Here is a 19,479-nt window from a genome sequence, read left to right as displayed (position 1 = left end):
ATGCCATGTTGAAGCGTATCAATGTCCAGCATGTCACTCTGGGCATGTTCCTGCACGAGTTCTGCGGCTCCTGGATGGAGCATCCTTTTTGGCGAACCCGTTTCCTGCTCCGCTCCGAGGCCGACCTCCAGCGCCTGCGCTCCACCTCCATCCAGGAGGTCTGGATCGACGTGCGCAAGGGCCTGGACGTAGGTGTCCAGGTGCCTTGCCTGCGCTTTGACCCGCAGGACGAGCTTCGCCACCAGATCCCGGACAGCGCCCGCCCTGTCTCCGAGCAGAGCACGGCCCCCATTTCCACCGCCACCGAGCTGCGCCGCGCCGCGCAGACCTGCGTGCAGGCCAAGCAATTGCTCAGCCGCCTGTTCAGCGACGCGCGGCTGGGCCGGCCCGTGGACGCCACGGCCGCCGGGCAGCTGGTGGACGATGTGACGGCCTCCGTGGCGCGCAATCCCCACGCCCTGATCGGCCTGGCACGGCTGAAGACGGCCGACGACTACACCTACATGCACAGCCTGGCCGTGTGCGCGCTGATGGTGGCCCTGGCCAAGCGCATGGGCCTGGACGACCACAGCCTGCGCAAGGCCGGCATGGCCGGCCTCATGCACGACCTTGGCAAGACCGCGATCCCGGTCGCCGTGCTCAACAAGCCCGGGCCGCTGGACGATGCGGAATGGGCGCTGATGCGTGCCCACCCACGCCATGGCGAGCAGCTGCTGCGCCCGCTGGGCCTGGACGACGAGGTCATCGATGCCTGCCTGCACCACCACGAAAAGGTGGACGGCAGCGGCTACCCCGACGGACTGCAGCAGGGCGACATCGGCCTGCTGGCGCGCATGACGGCGATCTGCGATGTGTACGACGCCATCACCTCAGACCGGCCCTACAAGAAGGGCTGGCCGCCCTCGGAGGCGCTGCGGCGCATGGCCGAGTGGAGCCCCCGCCATTTCGACAAGCGGCTGTTCGAGCAGTTCGTGCAGACCGTGGGCATCTATCCGCTGGGCTCGCTGGTGCGCCTGCATTCGCAGCGCCTGGCCGTCGTGGTCGATGCCTCGCCGGGCAGCCTGCTGGCGCCGCGCGTCAAGGTGTTCTATTCGCTGCGCCAGGCCTGCCGCATCACGCCCGAGATCGAGGACCTGTCCGAGAGCCAGGGCAACGACCGCATCATCGCGCGCGAAGACCCGGTGAACTGGGACTTCCCGGATCTGGAGACGCTGTGGCTGGAGTTCGAGCGCCAGCCCCAGACACAGGCCCAGATGGCCAAGTGACCGCCGCGAAATTCCGGGGATGACCCCAGGGTTTGCGACAATGGCGGACTTCCGTTCAACGAACTTGGAACGGGCCATGTCCGGCCCTCAAGCACTGCATGTCCTCCCTGTCCCGTGTGTTTTCGCTCAGCGATTTCGACTTCGAGCTTCCTGAGAACCTGATCGCCCAGCATCCTGCCGCCCAGCGCAGCGCCTCTCGCCTGCTCGACGGCCGCGACGATGCCACCCCGCCCACCGACCGCATCTTCCACGAGCTGCCCGACCTGCTGCAGCCCGGCGACCTGCTGGTGTTCAACGACACGCGCGTGCTCAAGGCGCGCATCTTCGGCGAGAAGGCCAGCGGCGGCCGGCTGGAGCTGCTGGTCGAGCGCGTGCTCGAAGGCAACGATGTCGTGGCTCACATGCGCGTCAGCAAGAAGCCCCTGCCCGGCTCGCGCATCCACCTGTGCGGCGGCAAGAACCGCGGCGGCTTCGACGCCGTGCTGCGCGGCCGCTGGCCCGACGAGAACGGCCCGCTGTTCCACCTGAGCTTCGAAGGCCCGCGCGGCGAGACGCCGCACGAGCTGATGGAGCGCTTCGGCCACCTGCCGCTGCCGCCCTATATCGAGCGCCACCAGGACACAGGCAACGACCCCGACGCCGCCGAAGACAGCGAGCGCTACCAGACCGTCTTCGCGGCCCGCCCCGGCGCCGTGGCCGCGCCCACGGCCGCCCTGCACTTTGACGACGCCGTGCTGGCCCGTCTGGCCGAGCGCGGCATCGAGCGCGCCAGCGTCACGCTGCACGTGGGCGCCGGCACCTTCCAGCCCGTGAAGACCGAGAACCTGGCCGACCACCAGATGCACAGCGAGTGGTACGAGATCCCGCTGGCCACGCTGGCTGCGCTGGAACGTTGCCGCCAGCGCGGTGGCCGCGTCGTCGCCGTGGGCACGACCACGGTGCGCACGCTGGAGTCCTGGGCCCAGACAGGCCAGTTCTCCGGCGACACGCGCATCTTCATCACGCCCGGCTTCGAGTACCAGGTGGTCGATCTGCTGATCACCAACTTCCACCTGCCCAAGAGCACGCTGATGATGCTGGTCAGCGCCTTCGCTGGCTATGAGCAGGTGATGGCGCTGTACCGCCATGCGATTGCGCAGGAGTACCGTTTCTTCAGCTATGGCGACTCCATGCTGTTGAAGAAGAAAAGCACCCCCTGAGTCGCTTCGCGCCTTCCCCCCGTTGCACGGCGCCTCTCTACTCGCTTCGCGAGGGAGGGGGCATACGGGCAGCCGGCGACACCCTCGGTGCGGGGCGGCGCGGCCAGCTTAGGCCCTTGCTTGGTGTCCCTCGCCTAGGCCGCGCCAAGTTCAAGCGCCAAGCCCGAAACGCCGCATGTTCAACCAAAGTAATGGCAAAGCCTGCGGCCCTTGACCTCGTGCACGCTGACGGGGATGCCGTAGAGGCGGCTGAGGACCTCGTCCTGCACGACCTCGGCCGGCGAGCCCGCCACGGCCAGACGGCCGTCCTTGAGCGCGATGATGTGGTCGGCGTAGCAGGAGGCGAAGTTGATGTCGTGCAGCACCATGACCACGGTCTTGCCACGCTCGGTGACGGCGCGGCGCAGCAGGCCCATCATGCTGACGGCGTGGGCCATGTCCAGGTTGTTCAGCGGCTCGTCCAGCAGGATGAAGGGCGTGTCCTGGCACAGCACCATGGCGATGTAGGCGCGCTGGCGCTGGCCGCCTGAGAGTTCGTCGAGAAAGCGCTCGGCCAGCGGCGTGAGCTGCAGGTATTCCAGCGCCTCGTCCACATGGCGCAGGTCTTCGGGGCCCAGCCGGCCCTTGCTGTGCGGAAAGCGGCCAAAGCCCACCAGGTCGCGCACCGTCAGGCGCAGCGTGCTCTGGTTGTCCTGGCGCAGGATGGCCATGATGCGCGCCAGCGCCTCGGTGGGCGTGGTGGCCACGTCGAGGCCGGCCACCCGCACCTTGCCCGCCGTGATGGGCATGAGGCGGCTGACCAGGGACAGCAGCGTGGACTTGCCCGCACCGTTGGGCCCGATGATGGCCGTCAGCGCCCGCTCGGGCACATCGAAATTGAGCTCCTGCAGCACTGCCGTGCCGCCATGGCGCTTGAGCAGATCACGCACCTCGATCATTGGGTCCCCTTGCGCATGAGCAGCACGATGAAGACGATTCCACCCAGGAACTCCACCACGATGCTCAGCACGGTATTGAATTGAAAAAGCTGCTCAAGCAGTACCTGCCCGCCCATGAGCAGCACGCAGCCCCAGAGCACGGCCGCAGGCAGCACCCAGGCATGGCGGCGCGTGCCCATGGCGTGATAGGCCATGTTGCTGACCAGCAGGCCGAAGAAGATCACCGGGCCGACCAGGGCCGTGGACACGGCCACCATGCAGGCCACCACGGCGAGCAGCCGCAGCACGCGGCCCTCGTAGTCCAGGCCCAGGCTGACGGCGGCATCGCGCCCCAGCGAGATCACGTCCAGCACGCGGCGCTGGCGCCAGATCCAGGCGCTGCCCAGGGCGATCAGCAGCAGCGACGGCAGCAGCAGCTGCAGGTTCACCGCGTTGAAGTTGGCGAACATGCGGTCCTGCAGCGCCGTGAACTCATTGGGATCGAGCACGCGCATGGCCAGCCCGGCCAGGCTGCGAAAGAAGATGCCGCCCACCATGCCCACCAGCAGCATCAGGTGCAGGCTGCTGGCATGGCCCACGAACAGCCAGCGCATCAGCAGCACGCTGAAGCCCATCATCAGCACGATGTTGAGCGCATAGCGCCCGACCTCGCCCATGGCGGACACGCCCGCCGCGCCCAGCATCAGCACCATGGACGCCTGCACGAACAGGTACAGCGCATCCAGCCCCATGACGGAAGGCGTGAGGATGGTGTTGTGCGACACGGTCTGGAACACCACGGTGGACAGGCCGATGGCACAGGCCACCAGCGTCATGGTCAGCACCTTGGCGCCCCGGTGCTCCAGCACGAAGGCCCAGTCGGTCTTGACGCCCACGGTCATGAAGGCCAGCAGGCACAGCAGGGCCAGCGCGCCCAGCAGCGCCAGGCGCGCGCCATGGCCCCAGCTGCGCGCTGCAGGCTCATCGGAAGCAACGGATTGCGGCAGGCTGCTCATGCACGGTCCTTGCGGCGGCGCAGGATCAGCGCCAGGAACAGGGCACTGCCCAGCACGCCCAGCACGGTGCCCACGGGGATTTCATAGGGAGCGATCAGCAGCCGCCCGACCAGGTCGCACAGCACGGTCAGGCCCGCGCCGATCAGCGCCACCCACAGCACGCTGCGGCGCACGTTGTCGCCCAGGACCAGGCGCACCAAATTGGGCACGATCAAGCCCACAAAGGGCAGGCTGCCGGCCGTGACCACCACGGCGGAAGTGGCCACGGCCACCACCACCAGCCCCTGCCAGACCAGGCGCCGGTAGTTCAGGCCCAGGTTGGTGGCAAAGCTCTCGCCCAGGCCCGCCACGGTGAAACGGTCGGCCGCCAGGCAGGCCAGGGCCGTGACGCCCAGCGACAGCCACAGCAACTCGTAGCGGCCCTGAACCACCAGCGAGAAATCGCCGTTGGACCAGGACTTGAGCGCCTGCATCATGTCGAACTGCAGGGCCAGAAAGCTGGCGGCTGCCTCCAGCACGCCGGCCAGCACCAGGCCGACCAGGGGCACCATCCACGACGAACGCAGTCGGATGCGCGAGAGCACGGCCAGGAACAGCGCCGTGCCCAGCAGTGCCGCCACGGCCGAGATGCCCATCTTGGCCATCACCGGCCAATGCGGCACCCAGAGGAACGCGGCCAGCATGCCCAGGCTGGCCGACTCCACCGTGCCCACGGTGGAGGGCTCCACGAAATGGTTGCGCGCCAGCATCTGCATGAGCAGGCCGCAGACCGCCATCGATGCGCCGGCCAGCACCAGGGCCAGCGTGCGCGGCACGCGGCTGTAGACCAGCACCTGGCTGGCCAGGTCGTCCTCGCTGCGCGACCACAGCACGCTCCAGTGCATGTCGCCCGCACCCACCATCAGGCTGGCCAGCGACAGCGCCAGCAACAGGCCCAGCGCGAAAAGCCAGGCAAGGGCCTGGCGAGAGGGGCGTGACATGGGCGCGGCGTGCGCGGTGGTGACAGGCGGGCTCAACGCTTTGAGGTCATGTGCGGGCAAAGGCATCCGACAGTTGCTGGATATTGGCCTTCAGCGCGCCCGGCCCGGCGTTGGACAGGGTGTACCAGTTGGCCGCATTCAGATAGACCACCTGCTTGCCGCGCCATGCCTTGGTGGCACGCACCAGCGGGTTGTCCAGCAGTTGCTGGGCGGTCTTGCCATCCTGGCCGATGGCCACGTCGCGGTCGATGACGAACAGCCAGTCGGGATTGGTCTTGAGCAGGAACTCGAAGGAGACCACCTGCCCATGGCGCGCCACCGTGAGGTTGTCGATGGCCGGCTTCACGCCGAACACATCGTGCAGCATGCCGAAGCGCGAACCCGGCCCATAGGCACTGAGCTTGCCGCCCGAGGTCAGCAGCACCAGCCCCTTGCCGGCGTCCTGCGCCTTCCCATGCAGTGCGGTGATGGCCTGCTCCACCGACCGGACCTCGGCCTCGGCCTTGTCCTGCAGGCCGTAGACGGCGCCCAGCGTGCGGATGTTGCGGTAGATGTCGGCCATCTGGTGCTGGTCGCTGACGCTCAGGTCCAGCACGGGGGCGAAGCGCGACAGCTCCTTGTACTTGGCCTCGGAGCGGCCGCCCACGATGATGAGGTCGGGCGACAGCGCCTTGATGGATTCGTAGTCAGGCTCGAACAGGCTGCCGATGCGCGCGTATTTCGCATCGGCATAGCGTGCCAGCAGCGGCGGCATCTTGAACTCGGGCACACCCCGCACCTCGCCGCCCAGCGCCTGCAGCGTGTCCAGCGCCGCCAGCTCGAACACCAGCACGCGCACGGGCTTGAAGGGCACCTGGATCTCGCCCTTGGCATGCGGCACGGTCACGGTCTTGCCAGCCGCTGCCGTCTGGGCATGGGACATCTGCGCCGCCAGCGGCAGCGTGACCAGCACGCCCAGGCCCTGGCCCATCTTCGCCAGGATCTGGCGACGGGAATGATTTGCATTCATGGTGTTCATCTTTACAGTGATTGCTGTATTGCCAGGAAGTTCAAACATTGGCCTTTGCGGCATCAGGGAAGTGCCGGCGTGCCGTCCGGCATGCGCTCGCAGGCCGGCAGGCCCTGGGCAAAGCGCCCGGGGTTGAGCAGGGCCACCAGGCCGCAGGCCAGCGAGCCCTGCCACTGCAGGTAGTCATGGCTGGTCTCGTGCTCGGCCTGGGTGACCTCGTAGCCCTTGGCGCGCAGCACGTCGGCCAGGTGGCGGTTGGTTTCCAGGATGCCGTCCTGCCCGCCGCGTGCGCGCTCGTAGCGGCCCGCATCCAGATAAAAGCGCACGGGCTGGCGCGGCTCCTGGGCATAGCGGCGCTGCACCCAGCCCGGCACCTCGCCGGCCGGCGACCACCAGAACGATCCCGACATGCTCAGCACGTTGCCGAACCAGCGCGCATTGACCAGACCCGCGTAGGCCGAGGCCAGGCCGCCAAAGCTGGAGCCACCGATCACCGTGCGCGCCGCCGGCTGGCCCAGGCCCTGTTCACCCACCCAGGGCATCAGCTCCTCATCCAGAAAGCGTGCGAAAGCAGTGTTGGGCGGCAACTCCCTGCCGCGCGCCTGCGGGCTGGCGTTGTCCACCAGCACCACGGCCGTGGGCGGGATCAGGCCGTCGGCCATGAGGTTGTCGATAAGGGTGGGCGTGGACACCTGCTTCGCATAGGCGTTGCCGTCGAACAGCACCAGCAGGGCCTCGGGCGCCTGGCCGCCCGCCGGGCGGTAGGTCCAGACATCGCGGCTGTTGCCCAGCACGCGGCTGGACAGGCGGTGCTGCACCAGCGCCCCCTGGGCCACGCCCGCGCGCGGCGCCACCCAGGGCTGGGGCGGCGCCTTGGGCAGCTCCAGCACGGAGGCGCCCTGGAAGGCGTCGATGAAGCCGCCCTGAGGCGACTTTGGCGGCTGCGGAAACACCTTGGGATTGAGCGGATCGCGCTGCGCCGTGGCCAGCAGGGCGCGGCGCTGCTCCATGGCCGAGCCTGCGATCAACGGCACATCGGGCGCCAGGCGGTAACTGAGCCGCGCGTTGTCGGCCATGCGGAAGCTGGCCCACCAGACATCGCTGCCGGCCAAATGCTGCAGCGGATCATGGTTGCCGGCCGGGCTGCCGAACAGGCGAACCCCCTGCATGCCGGCGCGCGGCTGGCCACGCCACAGGAAGGTGACCAGGGACTGGCCGCCGGGCAGCGGCTCCACCATCGGCGCGCCCTCCTCCTGCACGCGCCGCCAGAAGGCGTCTGCCGCCACGCCCGAACCCGCGCCGCGCTGGATGGCCTGCGCCAGGGCCTGCAGGCGTGGGCTTTCCAGCGCAGGCCGCTCCGAGGCCTGCACAGCCTTGGCGCCCAACGGCGCAAAACTGGAGGTCAACCGCAGCGCAAAGCGACCGGCTGCGGATTTCACCTCGCCGGCCATCAGCGCGTCCGTTGCGATGTAGCGCGCCACCAGCCTTTGCCTGCCGGCCCCCTCCGTGACCCACATCAGCGACTGCGCGCCGCCATCGGGCCGCGCCAGGCGGCGCAGGTGCCGGCCCTGGGCATCCTCCAGGTCCAGGGCCACGCCCTGCCCTTCGAATTCACCCTGGACCACGTGGCCGGCGGGCAGATCGACGCGCCAGGACTCGCACCCACCGGCAGCCAGGACCCCTGTGGCCCCCTGGCCCGGCGCCAGCGTGCCCGGCCGTGCGGCCAGGGCCTGCCGCGATGCGGCTGCCGTCATGTCTTCACCGGCATGGACGGCTGCGCCCAGCAGGCACAGCAGCGAGGCGGCCAGGCACAGGCCTTGTCGTGCAGCTTGCGCCATGGCGTCAGAAGTCCACCGTGGCCGAGACACGTACCGTGCGCGGGCCGCCCGTGGTGGCGAAGTTGTCGTTGAAGCTGCCGGCCCAGTAGGACTTGTCGAACAGGTTCTCCACCGTGGCGCGGAAGGTGACGGGTTTGGCCGCGATGCGGGTGGCATAGCGCGCGCCCACGTCCACGCGGGTCCAGCTGGGCATCTTCAGCGTGTTGGCCGAATTCACCCACTGGGCGCCCGTGTAGATCAGGCGACCGGTGAGCGTGGCGCCCGGGAGCGCGGGCACGTCCCATTCGCCGCCCAGGTTGGCCGTCCAGCGCGGCACGCCGTAGACGCCGAAGCCATTGCGCGCGCCGCCCTGGGTCTTGCTCTGGATGGCCTGGGTGTAGGCCAGGCCGCCCAGCACGCGCGTGCCGCGCAGCGGCTCGCCGAACACATTCCACTCCAGGCCCCGGTTGCGCTGCTCGCCATCCATCAGCAGGCGGTTGGTCGCTGTCTCCACCACGGACGAGGGCCGCTCGATCTGGAACAGCGAGACCGTCTGCGTGAAATCACCCGTGCGCCACTTGGCGCCGATCTCGAACTGTTTGGTCTTGTAAGGCGCGAACACTTCGCCGGCATTGGCATAGGTGGCGCCGACGATGGAGCCCGCGCTCAGGCCCTGCACATGGTTGGCGTACAGCGAGACCGCATCGCCCCAGGGCTTGACCACCAGGCCCAGCGCGGGCGAGACGGCCTGCTCGTTGTAGCCCGCCATCTTCTGGTTCACGCGCTGCAGGCGTGCGCCCACGGTCAGTTGCACGGCATCGCCTCCCCAGCTCAGCGTGTCGGCCAGGGCCAGGCTGCTGAGCACATCGTCGCGCTCCTGCTTGATGGCGCCGTAGGGGCCGGCCAGCGTGATGGGCGCGGGGTTGTAGATGTTGGTGATGTAGCTGGCGCTGGTGGCCACGGCCGCGCGCCCGCCCTTCTGGTTCATCCAGTTCAGGGAGGCTACCAGCAGGTGGTTCACGCCGCCCGTGCGCAGGCGCCCGCGCACGCCGAACTCGGCCGCCGTGCTGTCGGTATAGCCGTACTGGTTGTAGGTCTGGCCCACGGCCGAGCCGTCGCCCTGGGCGCGCAGCACCACGCGCGTGCCGTTGAGCATGCCGTCGTAGGCATGCTGCGCCGTGCCTGCGGAGCCGAACAGCGTCCAGTCCGCGCCCAGGTCCACCGAGCCGCGCAGCATCAGCGCATCGCTTTGCTGCTTGGCGTGTATGCCGGGGAACAGGTTGGTCGTGGCGTCGGGCGCCGCGATGACCTGCTTGAGGTTCTGCATGCTGACCATCATCGGGCTGCCATCGCGGATGGTGGAGCGGTAGCTGTAGGCATCCAGCCCCAGCGTGAATCCGTCGCCCTGGTAGTCCAGCGCCAGCGCGCCCAGGCCGTGGCGGCGGTTCTGGCCGTCGATCTCGGTGTCGCCGCTCGAGGTGCTGCCGTTGACGCGTATACCCAGGCGGCGCTCGGGGCCGAAGCGGCGCGAGACATCGGCCTGCAGGCCCAGCTGCGAGCCGCTGCTGAACATGGTGGTCACGCGCGTGAGATCCTGGGCCAGCGGGCGTTTGGTCACCAGGTTGATGGTGCCGCCCACGGCACCGCCGGGCGTCATGCCGCTCATCAGCGCACCGGGGCCCTTGAGCACCTCCACGCGCTCGATCATCTCGACGGGCACGTGGCCGTCGGGCGCCAGGCCATACAGGCCGTTGAAGCCCAGCTCCGAGGCATTCACCCCCAGGCCGCGGATGGTGAAGTTCTCATAGGCATGGCCGGTGTTGGTGGTGAATCGCACCGAAGGATCGTTTTCCAGCACCGACATCAGCGTGGCCGCGTTCTGGTTGGCAATGCCTTCGGCCGTGTAGGAGGTGATGTTGAACGGCGTGTCCATCACATCGCGCTGGCCCAGCACGCCCAGGCCCGCACCCTTGGCCACCTGGCCGCCCGGGGCCACCGTGGGAAGGGTCTGGGGATCGGTGGTGCCGCGCACCGTGACCTCGCCCAGCTCGGCGTCAGCGGCCCAGGCGCCCGCGGGCAGCGCCGCGGCAGCCACCATGGCGCAGACACGGGCGATGGTGCCCAGGCGGTGGAGCGTGCAAACAGGGGTGCAAACAGGGGTGAAGGGGCTGACGGCGCCTGTGCGCGGCAGGCCGATGCGGGTACGGGAAGACATCCGGGAGGGCTTTCGAGACGGAAGGAAATGCGCCGCATCCAGCCCGGAGCCACTCGGACACACTCGGACACAGGCCGGATACGGCATCTGCCCGAATTATAGAAAATGAGAATTATTCTTATTAAGAAAGCAGCAACAACGCACCGCGCGCAAACATGGGCGCACGGCCAGCAAACAATCGCGTTGAAAACAGTGGGGGCCAGGCAACAGGCGGCCCGGCCTCGGCGACGCCAGAGGTCGCTAGAAGGTGTCGCCGCGCTCCATGGCGCGGCGGTGGCGCTGCACGAATTCCTGGTAGGTGTCGATGCCGCGCAGCTGCAAGATGGCATTGCGCACGGCGGCCTCGACCAGCACGGCGATGTTGCGGCCCGCCACCACCTGGATCACCACCTTGCGCACGGGCACGCCGAGCACATCCTGCGTCAGCGGCTCGGCCGGCAGGCGCTCGTACTCGCGCTCCATGGTTTCCTTGCGCACCAGGTGAACGATGAGCTTGAGGCGCATCTTGCGGCGCACGGCCGTCTCGCCAAAGATGGCGCGGATGTCCAGCAGCCCGATGCCGCGCACCTCCAGCAGGTTCTGCAGCAGCTCGGGGCACTTGCCCTCGATCGTCGTCTGGTTGATGCGGTACAGGTCCACCGCGTCATCGGCCACCAGGCCGTTGCCGCGCGTCACCAGTTCCAGTCCCAGCTCGCTCTTGCCCAGGCCCGACTCGCCCGTGATCAGCACACCCATGCCCAGGATGTCCATGAACACGCCGTGCATGGTGGTGCGGTCGGCGAAATGCTTGGCCAGGTAGGCGCGCAGCACATCGATCACGAAGGCCGACTGCTCGCGCGTGGAGAACATGGGAATGTGGGCGCGCTCGCACATGGACAGCAGCGCATCGGGCGCCGTCTGCCCGTCGGCCAGCACCAGCACGGGCGGCTCCAGCGTGACGATGCGTGCCACGCGGCGCTGGCAGTCCTGCGGCGTGGCATTGCTCAGATAGGCGATCTCGCGCTCGCCCAGCACCTGCAGCCGGTAGGGATGGATGTAGTTCAGGTAGCCGACGAGGTCCGCGCCGGAGCGCGCCGAGCGCACGGCCATCTCGTCGAAACGGCGCTCCGAGGCTCCCAGGCCCGCCACCCACTCCCAGCGCAGGCTGGAGCGGAACTCCTCGAACAGGACATCGGCGCTGATGGCACTGGGTCTCATGGCAAGGCCCGTGAAAAGGGGAAGGAAAAAGTCTGGAAGACTAGACCAGGGGCGCAGCGGAGGACTGCCAGCCGGCAATCATTCCATGCAGCCGGGCGGCATCGGCGCAGGACTTCAGGCGCTCGCGCAGCTGGCTGTCGCTAAGAAGCTCGGCGATTTCGGACAGGATTTCCAGATGCTTCTGTGTGGCCGCTTCGGGCACCAGCAGAAAGATCAGCAGGCCCACGGGCTGCTCATCGGGGGCATCGAAACCAATGGGATTGTCCAGTTGGAACACGGCCGCCATGGGAGCGGTCAGGCCCTTGATGCGTCCATGGGGAATGGCCACGCCGTGGCCAAGCCCCGTCGAGCCCAGGCGTTCGCGTGCAAACAGGCTGTCGGTGATGAGTGCGCGGGACAGGCCATGCAGGCTCTCGAAGAGCAGACCTGCTTCTTCGAAAGCGCGCTTTTTGCTGGTGACGTCGACGCTCACGAGCACTTGAGCGGCGGGCAGGATGGAGGCAAGACGGTTCATGGTTCGGGAAACAATTATGCACCGCAGTGCCGGAAACCGTGGGGAAACCCTGACCCCCATCAAAAACCGCCCCGAAGGGCGGTGGTCGTGCGTGGCTCATCAGCCACATAAGCGCAGGTATTGTAAGCGCCCGCACAGGGCTGGCGCCTTACCTGTCACCCGACTGACGCCAAGGTCAGCCCAGCATCATCGAGTCGCTTGGCCGAACCATAGCGGCTGCCCTGCTGGCGGGTCTTGTAGCGCACCACCACGCGGTCCAGCTTGTCAGCCAGCGCATCGACGGCGGCGTAGAGATCGAAGTGAGAGGTCTCGACAAAAAGATCCTGGCCCTTGACGCGCAGCGTGCAACCGGCACGTTGGCGCTTTTCCTTCTCCTTTTGGTTATGAACGGTCAGCAAGACCTTTACATCCACCACCTGGTCAAAGTGTCGAAGAATGCGTTCGAGCTTGGCCATGACGTAACTGCGCAGCGAGGGAGTGACCTCCAGGTGATGCCCACTAATCGTCAGATTCATATCTAAACACTCCTTGCTCTGGATGAAAACAGCCCGGTCCACCGGGAGACGATCCGCAGGGACAGGTGCTTGCAGGCCGGAATGCGCATTCGTTTGCTTGCGAATCCACTATGCGCCGGGGTCTGCCCAAAAGCAACGCCGCACGCCGATAGCGCAGGACGGTGCAGGGCCTTGGAGGCGGGTTTTGCGCGCCATGCAATTGGGCGCACAATCGGCGGGTTTGCCAGGCTGCGCCCCTGGGGTGGGGCTTGCCACGGGCCGCCCGTCACCGCGAGGCGCCGTTGGTTAGAATCGCGCTCCTGCGCGTGCCGCTTGCAGCCATCCGGCCGCTGCAGCCTCTTTGCCAGATTGCCCCTTGCCTCACATGACCACCCAGTCCCGCCCCTCCGCCCTGCACACTTCCAACATTGCCTCGCTGCCGCTGCTCGCGCGCGGCAAGGTGCGCGACAACTATGCCGTGGGCGATGACCGCATCCTGATGGTGGCCTCGGACCGCCTGTCGGCCTTCGACGTGATCATGGGCGAGCCCATCCCCGGCAAGGGCGAGCTGCTGACGCAAATGGCGCTGTTCTGGTTCGACAAGCTCGGCCACATCTGCCCCAACCACCTGACCGGCGAAGCACCCGAGTCCGTGGTCACGCCCGCCGAAGTGCCCCAGGTCACGGGCCGCTCCATGCTGGTCAAGCGCCTCAAGCCCGTGCTGATCGAGGCCGTGGTGCGCGGCTACCTGGCCGGCAGCGGCTGGAAGGAATACCAGGAATCGCGCTCGGTCTGCGGCGTGCCCCTGCCCGAAGGCCTGACCAACGCCGCCAAGCTGCCCGAGCCCATCTACACCCCGGCCGCCAAGGCCGAGATGGGCGACCATGACGAGAACATCACCTACGAGCGCACGGTGGAGATGGTCGGCGAGAAGCTGGCCTCCCAGATCCGCGACACAGCCATCCGCATCTACAAGGAGGCTGCGGCCATCGCCCTCGAAAAGGGCATGATCATTGCCGACACCAAGTTCGAATTCGGCCTGGACGAAAACGGCGAACTGGTGCTGATGGACGAGGTGCTCACGCCCGACAGCTCGCGCTACTGGCCCGTGGAAGGCTATGCCGAAGCGCTGGCCAAGGGCGAGAACCCGCCCAGCTACGACAAGCAGTTCGTGCGCGACTGGCTGGAGCAGGCCCAGGTCAACGGCAAGCCCTGGGACAAGAGCGCCCCGGCCCCGCGCCTGCCCCAGGAAGTGACCGAGAAGACGGCCGCCAAGTACCGCGAAGCCCTGCAGCGCCTGACGGCCTGACGGCCTGACGGCCCGCCATAGTCTGGCCCCGCGCGCCTTCCCCGCAAAAGAGAGCTTCGGCTCTCTTTTTCGTTGCGGGCCTGCGTTTTTGCAGCCGGTCATGCCTGCGTCACCGAGGCTGCCACAATGTTCGCTTCCTCTGACTTTTTCTGAAGGAGCAAGCACATGGCTGGCAAGAAGATTCTGATGATCTGTGGCGACTACTGCGAGGACTACGAAACCATGGTTCCCTTCCAGGCCCTGCAGGCCGTGGGACACACGGTGCATGCGGTCTGCCCCGACAAGAAGGCCGGGGAACACATCAAGACGGCCATCCATGATTTCGAGGGCGCGCAGACCTACAGCGAAAAGCCCGGCCACAACTTCACGCTCAACGCCAGCTTCGCCGACATCAAGCCCGAGCAGTACGACGCCCTGGTGATCCCCGGTGGACGCGGCCCCGAGTACCTGCGCAACTACGACGCCGTGCGCGCCGCCGTGCGCCACTTCTTCGACAACAACAAGCCCGTGGCCGCCGTCTGCCATGGCGCCCAGCTGCTGGCCGGCGCCGGCGTGCTCAAGGGCCGCACCTGCTCGGCCTACCCGGCCTGCCGTGCCGAGGTCGAGCTGGCCGGCGGCACCTATGCCGACATCGGCGTGGACCAGGCGCATACCGAAGGCAACCTGGTCAGCGCCCCCGCCTGGCCGGCCCATCCGGCCTGGATCGCCCAGTTCCTGACACTCCTGGGCACGCGCATCAGCCACGGCTGAGCACGCAGCAGCCGTTGGCGCCAGGCGGCTCAACCGCCCCAGCGCACCAGCACGATGCCGCCGAACACCAGGGCCGAGGCCAGCATGCGCACGCGGCCCAGGCGCTCGCGCATCAGCCAGGCGGCAATCCAGCCCGCAAACAGCACGCTGCTTTCACGCAGTGCAGACACCAGCCCCATGGGCGCCTGCGACAGCGCCCAGGTCGCCATCCAGCTGGCACTCAGCTGCATGGCGGCGGCCAGGGCGCACAGGCGCCAGGTGCGTGCATCGGCACGCAGCACGGCGGGGCCGCGCCGCCAGGCGACGATCAGCACCGTGGCCAGGCCATCGCCCAGCGTGAGCAGGGCCGCATAGAGCAGCGCGGAGCCGGATGCGCGCGCTCCCAGCCCGTCGATGACCGTATAGCAGGCAATCATGGCGCCGGTGGCCAGCGCATAGCCGCTGCCGCCATAACCGCTGGCCGCGCCGCTGCGCAACGACAGCGCCAGCACGCCCAGCGACAGGCACAGCACGCCGGCCAGCCCGGTCGCGCCCGGCCACTCTCCGGCCAGCAGCGCCGCGCCCAGCGTGACGAACAGCGGCGCACTGCCGCGTGCCACCGGGTAGACCACGCCGAACTCGCCATGCTGGTAGGCGCGCGGCAGCACGAAGTGATAGACGGTGTGCACGGCCACCGAGGCCGCCAGCCACCACCACACCGATGCGTCCCACAACCCCGCCGCGCGCCAGTCCAGCCAGGGCAGCACCAGCAGCGACCACAGGCTGGCCAGCCCCGTGGTCAGCGCCATGGCGACCATCTTGTCGCCGCCCAGCTTGATGGCGCTGTTCCATCCCGCATTCATCAGCGCGGCCCCCAGGGCCGCGGCCAGCACCGCATTGCTCAATTCCATTCCATGGCCTCGTTCTTGATACGGGACGGGATGATGGATTCGCACCCAGATTAGATAAAGTCGAATCTTCAGAACATCATCTTCAGGAAACCTGATGCGACGCCTGAACCTTGACCAGCTCCAGACCCTGGTGGCCGTGGCCGACCTGGGCACGCTGGCTGCCGCCGCCCAGGCCCTTCACCTGTCGCCGCCCGCCGTCAGCCTGCACATCCAGGAACTGGAAGCGCGCCTGGACACCCCCCTGCTGGTGCGCGGCAAGCGCCAGGCGCAGCTGACGCCCGCAGGCGCTCTGCTGGCCGAAGGCGGACGCCGCCTGCTGGCCGACAGCGAGGCCCTGCTGCGCCAGGTGCGCAAGCGTGCCGAGGGCTTTGGCGCCAGCGTGCGCATAGGCGCCTCGGCCGGCGTCAGCCCCCTGCTTTTGCCCGAACTGCTGCAATGGCTGGCCGAGCACGCGCCCGGCGTGGAACTGCGCCTGGAAGTCGTGAGCTCCGCCCAGGCCATGCAGCGCCTGGCGACTGGCCACCTGGACCTGGCCCTGGTCGGGCTGCCCCAGCCCGTGCCTTCCGGCCTGGAAATGCGCGCCTGGCGCAACGACCCCATGGAGCTGTTTGCCCCGCCGCAGATGCCGCTGCCCGACCAGATCACGCCCGAATGGCTCAACGCCCAGTCCTGGATAGGCTTTGCCGCCGGCACCCAGATGCACCGCCTGCTGTCCCAATGGTTCGCCCAGGCCGGCCTGCTGCCCCAGCCGCGCATGGAAATGAGCTTTCCCGAAGGCATACGCGCCCTGGTCGCCGCAGGCCACGGCCCCACGGTCCTGCCGCGCGAGGAGCCCATGGACGCCGTCAGCCGCACGCTGCAGCAGCGCGGACTCAGCCCCGCCCTGACACGCCCGCTGGGACTGGCCTGCCGCAGCGCCGCGCAACAAGACCCGGCCGTGCAGGCCGTGGTGCGCGGGTTGATGCGATTTGCCGATCCCGTACGGCAGTAGGCGCTACAGCCCGGCCTCCTGCAGCACCCACGCACGCAGCGCCTCGATGGCCGGCTGGCCCTGGCTGCGCCGGGGGTAAAGCAGGTGGTAGGCGTAGGCCGGGCCCAGGCCCACGGCGATGTCGAACAGGCGCACCAGGCGGCCACGGGCCAGGTCTTCGGCCACCAGGTCCTGCTCGACCAGGCCCACGGCGCCACCGTCCATCACGGCCTGCACGACATGGCTGGAGTCGGTGAAGGCGATGCAACGGCCTGCGTCCAGGCCCTCCACGCCGGCCGCCGCCATCCACATCGGCCAGTTCGGCCAGACCTGGCCGTCCACCCTGCAATCGACATGGCATAGCGTGTGCGCCAGCAGGTCAACGGGCCGGGCCAGCGGCGGGTCGGACTGCAGCAGGGCCGGGCTGCAGACGGGGATCACCCTGGCATCGAACAGGCGCACCGCCAGGGTGTGCGGATCACGGCCGGTGCCGAAGCGGATGGCGGCGTCGATGTCATCGGCGTCGAAGTCGCGCACCTCGTCGCAGATGTCGAAGCTCAGTTCGATCTGCGGATGCGCGGCGCGAAAGCGCGGCAGCCGGGGCAGCAGCCACTGCGTGGCAAAGCGCGCGCCCAGCGACAGGCGCAGCCGCGTCTCGCCCCGGGCCAGCTGGCGCGCCCGGCCGGTGGCGCGCCGCAGCAGGCCCAGCGCCTCGGCCGTGGCCTCCAGCAGCACGCTGCCTGCGGGCGTGAGCTGCATGCTGCGGCTGTTGCGCGTGAAGAGGACGAGGCCCAGCTGTTCCTCCATCTCCTTGATCTGGTGGCTGACCGCCGCCGGGGTCAGCCCCAGTTCGTCGGCCGCGCGCGTGAAGTTCAGGTGGCGCCCTGCAGCCTCGAAGCTGCGCAGGGCGCGCGTGCCGGGTGGAAGCTGGCGCATGGATCTTCAAATTCTTCTTGATGAATCGCGGAATATTACTTGCTTCCTCTTTTGGGACCGCCATCGAACAATCAAGAAAACTTGATGGATGAACCCATGGAAACCGCCTCTTTCTTCACCAGCTTTATCGATGGGCAGCCCGCTACGGCGGCCGAGCTCGCCGCCCTGGCCTTTGCCGGCCATGCCCATTTCACGGCCATGCAGGTGCGCGGCGGCAGGCTGCGCGGGCTGGACCTGCATCTGCAGCGCCTGCGCCAAGCCTCGCTGGAGCTGTACGGCCAGGCCTTGTCCGATGACCATGTCCAGGCGCAGCTGCGGGCGGCGCTTGCCAACGGCCCGCAGGATGTGTCGCTGACCGCCACGGTGTACTCGCCTGCCGGGGAATTCACGGCCGCCGATGCGCGGCCGCGCATGCTGGTGCGCACCTCGGCACCCGCCTCGGGCCCCGCCGGGCCCTTGAGCCTGGCGCTGTTCGAGCATGAGCGCATGCTGCCCCACCTCAAGCATGTGGGCGAGGTGGCCAAGACGCATCTGCTGCGCCGCGCCGTGGCCCAGGGCTTTGACGACGCCGCCTTTGCCGACCGCCACGGCCGCATTGGCGAGGCCACCATCTGGAACCTGGCCTTCTGGGATGGAGATGCCGTGGTCTGGCCGCGCGCCCAGGTGCTGCCGGGCACGACCGAGTCCATGCTGCGGCGCCAGTTGCAGCGCCTGGGCGTGGCGCAGCGCCAGGCCGTGCTGACCCGGGCCGACCTGCCATCCCTGGCCGGCGCCGTGGTGATGAATTCATGGTCCCCGGGCATTCCAGTCAGGCGCCTGGCCGATGTGCATCTGCCCGATGCGCCCGGCTTCGTGCAGTTGCTGCACCGCGCGCATGCGGCCGAGGAACCGGTTGCACCCTGAGCCCTCGCCATGAAAAAAGGGAGCCGCAAGGCTCCCCCGTCTCGTCACCCGTGCAGCGCCGGTCTCAGTTCAGCGCCATGCTGAGCTTGCGGCGGTAGCTGTTGACCAGTTGCGTGGCTTCGTCCTGTTCGGCGCCAGCCTTGCCCAGCAGCTCGATGCCGCCGCTGCTCTTGCCGGGGATGGCGTCCTGCTTCTTGGGCTTCGGGGGCGTGAGCAGCTCCAGGATGCCCACGTAGAGCTTGCGCGCGGCCTGGCCGTTCCAATCCTTGTCGCGCATGATGATTTCCAGCAGTTCGTCCATGCTGGCTGCCCATTGGCCTTCGGCGGCCAGGGCCCGGGCCTTGCCGAAGCGGGTGTCGAAGTCGCGCTTGTTCTGCGCGATGACGGCGTCGAACTGCGCAAACTCCCAGTTGCCACGCTCGTCGTTGTGCACGAACAGCATGCACTGCAGCCACTGGTTGAGCGCCTCGAAGCGCGTGGCCTGGGGAATGCGCTTGAGCGGCTCGGCCAGCAGGGCGCCGGCCTCTTCGTAGCCGCCCGTGGCGATCAGCAGGCGCACGTAGTCGAAGCGCGCATCGTCGTTGGCCGGGTCGGCGGCCAGGGCGTCGGCCAGCTTTTGCAGGGCGGCCTGGGTGTCGCCGGCTTCCAGCAACTGGTGGGCCTCGTCGGCTTCGGCCTCGGCGGCCAGCTCGCCTTCCGAGGGCAGGTGCTTGTCGAGGAACTCGCGCAGCTTGCCTTCGGGCTGCGCGCCCATGAAGCCGTCCACGGGGCGGCCGCCCATCATCAGAATGCAGGTCGGGATGGAGCGGATGCCGAACATGCCGGCCAGTTGCTGCTCCTGGTCGGAGTCGATCTTGACCAGCTTGAAGCGGCCTTCGTAGGCCACTTCGAGCTTTTCCAGGATGGGGCCCAGCGTCTTGCACGGGCCGCACCAGGGCGCCCAGAAGTCGACGAGCACCGGCACCTGCATGGAGGCGGCGACGACTTCGGCTTCGAAATTCTCAATGGTGACATCAATCATGTGATCAGACCCTGTGGCAAGGCGCGCGGCCAGGGCGCGCGGACTGTGGCGGTTCGGAGCTCGGCGGCCGAATGCCT

General features: G+C 68.1%; 18 protein-coding genes. 6 read left to right on the top strand and 12 right to left on the bottom strand.

Annotation, left to right across the window (positions count from 1 at the left end):
- The first annotated feature begins 5 nt into the window (after positions 1 to 5).
- Together LGR64_RS22795 and queA are read left to right on the top strand one after the other, a co-directional pair.
- The gene (locus tag LGR64_RS22795; RefSeq protein ID WP_013804466.1) at positions 6 to 1,265 is read left to right on the top strand and encodes an HD-GYP domain-containing protein; all 1,260 of its coding nucleotides are present in this window, start codon (positions 6 to 8) and stop codon (positions 1,263 to 1,265) included.
- A gap of 98 nt (positions 1,266 to 1,363) precedes the next feature.
- Complete coding sequence (gene queA / locus LGR64_RS22790; protein WP_034389929.1) at positions 1,364 to 2,464, top strand: tRNA preQ1(34) S-adenosylmethionine ribosyltransferase-isomerase QueA; 1,101 nt, start codon at positions 1,364 to 1,366, stop codon at positions 2,462 to 2,464.
- A 179-nt stretch (positions 2,465 to 2,643) separates the two neighbouring features.
- On the opposite strand, the gene LGR64_RS22785 is transcribed toward queA, so the two are convergent.
- The 9 genes from LGR64_RS22785 to hpf all read right to left on the bottom strand — a co-directional run bounded on the left by LGR64_RS22785 (position 2,644) and on the right by hpf (position 12,644).
- Entirely contained in the window at positions 2,644 to 3,402 is a 759-nt protein-coding gene (locus tag LGR64_RS22785; protein ID WP_141830701.1) for an iron ABC transporter ATP-binding protein, read from the bottom strand.
- Entirely contained in the window at positions 3,399 to 4,397 is a 999-nt protein-coding gene (locus tag LGR64_RS22780) for an iron chelate uptake ABC transporter family permease subunit (protein WP_034389924.1), read from the bottom strand. The genes LGR64_RS22785 and LGR64_RS22780 overlap by 4 nt, the downstream gene beginning before the upstream one ends.
- A complete protein-coding gene (locus tag LGR64_RS22775) occupies positions 4,394 to 5,377 on the bottom strand; it encodes an ABC transporter permease (protein WP_141830703.1) in 984 nt (327 codons plus the stop codon). Before LGR64_RS22775 ends, LGR64_RS22780 begins: the two co-directional genes overlap by 4 nt.
- Positions 5,378 to 5,423: 46 nt before the next feature.
- Positions 5,424 to 6,434, bottom strand: coding sequence for a siderophore ABC transporter substrate-binding protein (locus LGR64_RS22770; RefSeq protein WP_141830705.1), 1,011 nt, complete (start codon positions 6,432 to 6,434; stop codon positions 5,424 to 5,426).
- A gap of 14 nt (positions 6,435 to 6,448) precedes the next feature.
- Entirely contained in the window at positions 6,449 to 8,224 is a 1,776-nt protein-coding gene (locus tag LGR64_RS22765; RefSeq protein ID WP_141830707.1) for an enterochelin esterase domain-containing protein, read from the bottom strand.
- 4 nt (positions 8,225 to 8,228) lie between these two features.
- A complete protein-coding gene (locus tag LGR64_RS22760) occupies positions 8,229 to 10,418 on the bottom strand; it encodes a TonB-dependent receptor (protein ID WP_034389919.1) in 2,190 nt (729 codons plus the stop codon).
- Positions 10,419 to 10,658: 240 nt separating this feature from the next.
- A complete protein-coding gene (gene hprK / locus LGR64_RS22755; RefSeq protein ID WP_013804473.1) occupies positions 10,659 to 11,615 on the bottom strand; it encodes an HPr(Ser) kinase/phosphatase in 957 nt (318 codons plus the stop codon).
- Between the two features lie 40 nt (positions 11,616 to 11,655).
- Positions 11,656 to 12,129 carry a PTS sugar transporter subunit IIA gene (locus tag LGR64_RS22750; protein WP_013804474.1) on the bottom strand — a complete coding sequence of 158 codons (474 nt, stop codon included), beginning with the start codon at positions 12,127 to 12,129 and terminating at the stop codon, positions 11,656 to 11,658.
- Between the two features lie 155 nt (positions 12,130 to 12,284).
- Positions 12,285 to 12,644 (bottom strand): ribosome hibernation-promoting factor, HPF/YfiA family, encoded by a 360-nt coding sequence (hpf, locus tag LGR64_RS22745; protein WP_012202932.1) that lies wholly within the window; start codon positions 12,642 to 12,644, stop codon positions 12,285 to 12,287.
- Between the two features lie 364 nt (positions 12,645 to 13,008).
- Here hpf and LGR64_RS22740 point away from each other — a divergent pair, with 364 nt between their 5' ends.
- Together LGR64_RS22740 and LGR64_RS22735 are read left to right on the top strand one after the other, a co-directional pair.
- Positions 13,009 to 13,932: a phosphoribosylaminoimidazolesuccinocarboxamide synthase gene (locus LGR64_RS22740; RefSeq protein ID WP_034389917.1), complete on the top strand. Its 924-nt coding sequence runs from the start codon at positions 13,009 to 13,011 to the stop codon at positions 13,930 to 13,932.
- A 165-nt stretch (positions 13,933 to 14,097) separates the two neighbouring features.
- A complete protein-coding gene (locus tag LGR64_RS22735; RefSeq protein ID WP_012202930.1) occupies positions 14,098 to 14,682 on the top strand; it encodes a DJ-1/PfpI family protein in 585 nt (194 codons plus the stop codon).
- Positions 14,683 to 14,711: 29 nt separating this feature from the next.
- Here LGR64_RS22735 and LGR64_RS22730 read toward each other — a convergent pair whose 3' ends face one another.
- Positions 14,712 to 15,572 carry a DMT family transporter gene (locus LGR64_RS22730; RefSeq protein ID WP_141830709.1) on the bottom strand — a complete coding sequence of 287 codons (861 nt, stop codon included), beginning with the start codon at positions 15,570 to 15,572 and terminating at the stop codon, positions 14,712 to 14,714.
- Between the two features lie 94 nt (positions 15,573 to 15,666).
- Between LGR64_RS22730 and LGR64_RS22725 the strand changes: the two genes are divergently transcribed.
- Positions 15,667 to 16,563 (top strand): LysR family transcriptional regulator, encoded by an 897-nt coding sequence (locus LGR64_RS22725; RefSeq protein ID WP_141830711.1) that lies wholly within the window; start codon positions 15,667 to 15,669, stop codon positions 16,561 to 16,563.
- Positions 16,564 to 16,566: 3 nt separating this feature from the next.
- Here the strand turns inward: LGR64_RS22725 and LGR64_RS22720 are convergent, their stop codons facing one another.
- Positions 16,567 to 17,478, bottom strand: coding sequence for a LysR substrate-binding domain-containing protein (locus tag LGR64_RS22720; protein WP_141830713.1), 912 nt, complete (start codon positions 17,476 to 17,478; stop codon positions 16,567 to 16,569).
- A gap of 96 nt (positions 17,479 to 17,574) precedes the next feature.
- Between LGR64_RS22720 and LGR64_RS22715 the strand changes: the two genes are divergently transcribed.
- Positions 17,575 to 18,381: an aminotransferase class IV family protein gene (locus tag LGR64_RS22715; protein WP_230357049.1), complete on the top strand. Its 807-nt coding sequence runs from the start codon at positions 17,575 to 17,577 to the stop codon at positions 18,379 to 18,381.
- A 64-nt stretch (positions 18,382 to 18,445) separates the two neighbouring features.
- Here the strand turns inward: LGR64_RS22715 and trxA are convergent, their stop codons facing one another.
- Entirely contained in the window at positions 18,446 to 19,402 is a 957-nt protein-coding gene (gene trxA / locus LGR64_RS22710) for a thioredoxin (protein ID WP_012202925.1), read from the bottom strand.
- Positions 19,403 to 19,479 lie beyond the last annotated feature (77 nt).

This window comes from Delftia sp. Lp-1 (genome assembly GCF_020523835.1).
Classification (GTDB): Bacteria; Pseudomonadota; Gammaproteobacteria; order Burkholderiales; family Burkholderiaceae_C; genus Comamonas; species Comamonas acidovorans.
This window is presented reverse-complemented; position numbering and strand designations above follow the sequence as displayed.